We start from the raw sequence: 5,322 nt of genomic DNA, 5'->3' as shown, positions 1-5,322 counted from the left end.
TAAAGACGCAAAAGGAAATCATCATATATTGCTCGATGTTTTTCAGGCGAAATTACAGAGTAATTATGAAACTCAACGGCATGTCACGCAGGAAACAGATGATGATCTTTCCGTGATGTATATTATGCAAATCATGCTTTACCGTAAACATGGCTCAAATACGATTCAGGCATTGCAAGCCCCTTTTAAAAAGATGTATACACTGGGTGAATTTGTCTCAGGTAAAGCCTGTTCAGATAAAAAACGGGAGAATGCGTGTTATTTTGAAAGCACGATTGAAACAAAACCTGTCAGCGACGGAGATAATACCGTTGAGTTAAAGATCTCTGTGCCGGAAAGACCTTTTATTGCTAAAGAATATCCAATTGGGCACGAAAAAGATCCGTTTGAGAAAGATTTGATTGAAACACAAATTCAAAATAGGCTTTCTAAAAGAACTTTCCCAACTCAAGGAGGAGCAAGTTTATGTGGGCCTGCTGCGTTTTTCTATTGTTTGCAGATGGACAGACCTGATATTTATGAGCAAGCCGCTCGTGAATTATGGAAGTATGGCAGAACTAAAATTGGGAAATTAGAAATTAATCCGGGTGATGGTTGTCGGCACCCTAAAGGTTCTTTTTATGGTGATTACGAAATATCAGGTTTAGATTGGATAACATTAGCCAGTTTAAGAGATTCAGAAAATATAATTTTTAGCTATGATGAAGTAAATTCACCCGCAGCGGGGATTACTATGTGGGGGATATTGTCAGAATGGTTTGAAAAAGCAGGGTATGAAAAAGTTTTTGATAATACTGGCTTATCTCATTGCAATATGGATGGTTTTATTACACTTAATAATTACGCATCAAAAGGATATAAAGTAGTAACCTTGATATCTGATACCATGTTAACTAGGGGAAGAGATGATGGTATGTCATATAAAAGTCATTGGGTTGTATGGAAAGATGCTGTGGAAAAAGTTAATGAAAACATTGAACTAAATTTGTTTTCATGGGGAGATGTTTATAAACAAGTAAGAAAAAATACTACGGTTGATTTATTTTTAAATCAACTATTCGGAGGATTGGTTTTTAAGCCAATGAAATGATATGTATAAATATGCTTTTATTTTTTCTGTTTTTTTTCTTACAGCTTGTGGTAATAAAGTGTCCTTTTTACCTGAAGGAGACTATTTGAATGATGCTCAAATAGGGAAACCATATTATAGTGTTGTAGATATACACGGAGGTCGTGTTATAAAGCCAAATAATAGCATGATCCCGGATAATCTTGGATTATATATTCAACAGTGTGAGCTACCTGAAGATATAATAACGGAAGATACGGTTTCAACAAAGGATTTTAATTGTTTTATAGTAAAAGGTATCCCTATCAAGGCTGGTAATTTGAAAGTCAATGTATCAGGGGCAGTCTATGGGAATATGTTTAAATCCCCCACTAAATTTAATAAAACCTATAGCATAAGAATAAAAGAATAATCTGCATTAAAGAATGGCGATTCAATCCGCCATTCTTACCTTTGCTGCTATTTTGTGTGTTCGCTCTAAGAAAATAGCAGGCTTTATTATTGTTTTCTATGGTGTTAGAAATTATTCATTGAAAAAATAAATTAACCACAACACACCATGAAAAAACTGCTCGAATTACGCCAACAGAAAGCCGATTTAACCCAACAAATGCGTTCGTTGCTGACCAAAGCCGAAACTGCAAAGCGCTCACTCACCGAAGATGAAGCCAAACAGTTCGACGAACTGCGCAGCCAGTCCGACGCCCTGAACACAGAAATTGCCCGTTATGAGGCGCTGTCTGATGAAGAACGCAGTCAGGCAGGTAAAACCCAGCCAACCAGTGACACCCTCAGCAATGACGAACTGCGCCATTATCTTCTGACCGGAGAAACCCGCGCCTTGTCTACGGGCGTCCCGTCAGACGGTGGCTATACCGTTATCCCCGAACTGCATAAGCAGATCATGCAGCAATTGGCTGATGAATCGGTCATGCGTCGGATCTGTACCATCAAGACCACTCGCAGCAACGAATATAAACAACTTGTTTCGGTGGGTGGCGCAGCCGTCGCACACGGCGCAGAAGGTCAGGCACGCGGTGAAACCACGACGCCGAAAATGGAAGAAGTCAGCATTAAGCTGTTCCCGATTTACGCTTACCCCAAAACCACCCAAGAAATCATCGACTTTAGCGATGTGGATATCTTGGGCTGGCTGACCGCCGAGATTGCAGATACGTTCGTCGATACCGAAGAAACCGACCTTGTGAGTGGTGACGGCCGCAAGAAAGCGAAAGGCTTCCTGTCTTATCCCCGTGATCCCCAAGCCGATAAGGTACGCGCTTTCGGCACACTGCAAAAGCTGGAAGTCAGCACTCTTGAGGCCGATAGCCTGATTGACCTGAAATTCCTGCTCAGGAACAAATACCGCAAGAACGCCGTGTGGGTGATGAACTCCACGACCGCCGCCAAAGTACAAAAGCTGAAAAACGGCAATGACGATTATATCTGGCGCGAGCGTTTACAGGCGGGTGACCCTGATATGTTATTGGGCTTGCCTGTCCATTATCTCGAATTTATGCCGGAAGGGGTGATCGGTCTGGGTGACTTCAAACGCGGTTATTTCATTGTTGACCATCAAACGGGCACCCGTACCCGTCCCGACAATATCACCGAGCCGGGATTTTATAAGGTTTGTACAGATAAATATCTGGGCGGCGGCTTGGTTGACTCCAATGCAATCAAGGTGCTGGAAGTGAAAGCAGCCAGCAAATAAGTGAGAGGGGCACAGCGCCCCTTTTTTGTCTTGGAGTCTCTCAAATGAATGATATTGAATTAAGAACGGCTGACTTTTCACTTAATGAGAAAAAGATCACCGGTTATGCCGTGCGTTGGATGGATAATTCACAATTGCTGTTTGGTGAATTTATTGAACGTTTCGATAAAAGCGCCTTTGCAACCTGTTTAAAAAATGACGCTGATATTCGTTTCTTGTGGGAACACGAACATGCTTCTCTATTGGGTAGAACGTCATCTAAAACCCTGACCGTGAGTGAAGATGATACGGGTTTACGCTTTGAATTGTTATTACCAGATACTCAATTAGGACGTGACGCACTCACCATGATTGATCGGGGCGATATTGAAGGTGTTAGTTTCGGCTTTCGTGCCATTAAAGATCAATGGGATGTGGGTCAAGACCCCTATGTCAGAACCGTCTTAGAGGCAGAGTTACGGGAAATCAGTCTGACCAGTATTCCGGCCTATCCGACAAGCAGCGTGGAGATTGCCAAGCGTTCCCTGAATGCCGCCAAACCTTATGATGCCGATTTGCGTCATTACTGGCTGCAACTGTCCGAGGTGTGATTATGTGGCCTTTTAAGCGAAAATCGCCTGAGACGCGCAGCATAAGCATTGATGAGTTTCTTTCTCTGGCGGGCATGGCTAACACCAAATCAGGTGAACATGTTTCCCCGTCCACGGCGGAGGGTTTACCTGCGGTGATGAATGCGGTCACGGTGATCAGTGAAGCCGTCGCCACCATGCCTTGCTACCTCTATCGGGTGCAGCACCAGAACAGTAAAGAGTCCCGCGAGTGGCTTAGTGATCACCCTGTGGATTATTTGCTGAATGAATGCCCGAATGACTGCCAGACGCCGTTTCAGTTCAAGCGCACCCTGATGCGTCATTGTTTGCTGAATGGCAATGCCTATGCGGTCATAGTCTGGGGAAAAGATGGTCAGCCACAATCGCTACACCCTTACCCGCCGTCAGCGGTGGTGGCGCAGCGATTATCCGATCACCGGTTCGCGTACACCATCACAGAACCGTACAGCGGCAAGGTCAAAACCTACCTGCAAGAAGAAGTGTTGCATTTGCGCTATGCCACCGAAGACGGCTTTCTGGGGCGCTCACCTGTCACCATTTGCCGTGAAACGCTGGGCTTGGGGCTGGCACAACAGCGCCATGGTGCCAGCATCATGAAAGACGGCATGATGGCGGCGGGCGTGATTAAGTCCACTGACTGGCTGGATGGGGTCAAGGGCAATAAGGCACTGGAAGCCCTCGAACGTTACAAGGGTGCCCGCAATGCCGGGAAAACGCCCATTCTTGAAGGCGGGATGGACTACCAGCAATTAGGGATGAGCAATCAGGATGCGGAATGGCTGGCGTCCCGTCGTTTCACGATTGACGATATCGCCCGCATGTTCAACGTCAGCCCGATCTTCCTGCAAGAATATTCGAACAGCACTTACAGCAACTTTAGTGAAGCGTCCCGCGCTTTTCTGACCATCACCATGCGCCCGTGGCTGGCTAACTTTGAGCAACAAATCAAATCGGCCTTGCTGCTGACATCACCAACAAAAGGCATTCGCTATCAGGTTGAATTTGATACTGCTGACCTGCTGCGTGCCAATCCCAAAGAACGTTTTCAGAGTTATGAGACGGCGATTAAATCCGGTGTGATGTGCCCGAATGAAGCCCGTGAACGCGAGGGATTATCCCCCCGTGAGGGCGGCGATGAATTCAGTCAGGCATGGAAGCAAACAGTGGAAATCAAGCAACAACCGGAGGGCAAGGAATGAAAGCGGGCAGATTACGGCATCGGGTGATGATTCAAAAAAATGAACCGACCCGCAGTGAATACGGCTCCGTGATTAACCATTGGGTGGACGTTGCCACCGTCTGGGCAGAAGTGAACGCGATTGGCGGACGGGAATTGGTGGCTTCTGGTGCGGTACTTTCCGAAGCCACGGTACGTATCTGGCTGCGCTACCGTGATGACATCACCACCACACACCGGATTGTCTATCAGGGAGCCAGTACCCACGGTAAGACCTTTGCCATCGTTGCGGTTATCCCTGATGCAAAACACACCCGCTTAGAACTGCTTTGCAAGGGAGGCGTGAAATATGCCTGATATCGAAATCCCCCTGAGTGAAATCAAACAGCATTGCAGGCTGGAAGAAAGTGACACCCTTGATGATGCCTTATTGATGGGCTATGCCGAAGCCGCGTTGGAAGTCTGCCAGCAACATATCGGCAAACGGTTTGATAAGGGATTGATATTTACCCCTGCAATCAAAGTGGGCTGTCTGCTTTATATCGGCTTGCTGTATGAGAATAGAGAAATGGCAACAGAGGCGGATCTTAAAGAGGTGCCTTTCACCATTAAATCATTGTGGTCTGTCTATCGTGATGTGGGAGTCTACTAAATGCCGTGGCAACCGTTAAGGCGCTGTCATTATCCGGGCTGTAATCAGCGGGTGAAGTCAGGACGCTGTGAGCAGCACAGACGAGAAATCAGCCGACAA

7 protein-coding genes and 1 pseudogene are annotated in these 5,322 nt (G+C 46.1%); all 8 read left to right on the top strand.

Going from position 1 to position 5,322, the window contains the following annotated elements; genetic code table 11:
- Positions 1-1,090: hypothetical protein (locus Xbed_RS17760; RefSeq protein WP_244182543.1), on the top strand; the 1,090-nt coding region annotated here is incomplete at its 5' end.
- Position 1,091: 1 nt separating this feature from the next.
- Complete coding sequence (locus Xbed_RS17755) at positions 1,092-1,481, top strand: hypothetical protein (protein ID WP_086114173.1); 390 nt, start codon at positions 1,092-1,094, stop codon at positions 1,479-1,481.
- A 147-nt stretch (positions 1,482-1,628) separates the two neighbouring features.
- On the top strand, positions 1,629-2,783 hold the full coding sequence (locus tag Xbed_RS17750; RefSeq protein ID WP_086114172.1) for a phage major capsid protein: 1,155 nt from the start codon (positions 1,629-1,631) through the stop codon (positions 2,781-2,783).
- Between the two features lie 44 nt (positions 2,784-2,827).
- A complete protein-coding gene (locus tag Xbed_RS17745) occupies positions 2,828-3,373 on the top strand; it encodes an HK97 family phage prohead protease (protein WP_086114171.1) in 546 nt (181 codons plus the stop codon).
- Between the two features lie 2 nt (positions 3,374-3,375).
- On the top strand, positions 3,376-4,593 hold the full coding sequence (locus Xbed_RS17740) for a phage portal protein (RefSeq protein ID WP_086114170.1): 1,218 nt from the start codon (positions 3,376-3,378) through the stop codon (positions 4,591-4,593).
- Positions 4,590-4,928: a phage head closure protein gene (locus Xbed_RS17735; RefSeq protein WP_086114169.1), complete on the top strand. Its 339-nt coding sequence runs from the start codon at positions 4,590-4,592 to the stop codon at positions 4,926-4,928. The genes Xbed_RS17740 and Xbed_RS17735 overlap by 4 nt, the downstream gene beginning before the upstream one ends.
- Positions 4,921-5,223, top strand: coding sequence for a head-tail connector protein (locus tag Xbed_RS17730; RefSeq protein ID WP_086114168.1), 303 nt, complete (start codon positions 4,921-4,923; stop codon positions 5,221-5,223). The genes Xbed_RS17735 and Xbed_RS17730 overlap by 8 nt, the downstream gene beginning before the upstream one ends.
- Positions 5,224-5,322, top strand: a pseudogene (locus Xbed_RS17725) (HNH endonuclease); the annotation flags it as partial.

Origin of the sequence: Xenorhabdus beddingii, from assembly GCF_002127545.1 — a bacterium.
Lineage (GTDB): Bacteria > Pseudomonadota > Gammaproteobacteria > Enterobacterales > Enterobacteriaceae > Xenorhabdus > Xenorhabdus beddingii.
Note: the sequence above shows the minus strand (reverse complement) of the source record. Positions and strands in the feature narration are given on the sequence as shown.

Coding starts and splice junctions, on each gene's coding strand:
- Xbed_RS17755 (WP_086114173.1), top strand. CDS start 1,092: ATGTATAAATATGCTTTTATTTTTTCTGTTTTTTTTCTTACAGCTTGT.
- Xbed_RS17750 (WP_086114172.1), top strand. CDS start 1,629: ATGAAAAAACTGCTCGAATTACGCCAACAGAAAGCCGATTTAACCCAA.
- Xbed_RS17745 (WP_086114171.1), top strand. CDS start 2,828: ATGAATGATATTGAATTAAGAACGGCTGACTTTTCACTTAATGAGAAA.
- Xbed_RS17740 (WP_086114170.1), top strand. CDS start 3,376: ATGTGGCCTTTTAAGCGAAAATCGCCTGAGACGCGCAGCATAAGCATT.
- Xbed_RS17735 (WP_086114169.1), top strand. CDS start 4,590: ATGAAAGCGGGCAGATTACGGCATCGGGTGATGATTCAAAAAAATGAA.
- Xbed_RS17730 (WP_086114168.1), top strand. CDS start 4,921: ATGCCTGATATCGAAATCCCCCTGAGTGAAATCAAACAGCATTGCAGG.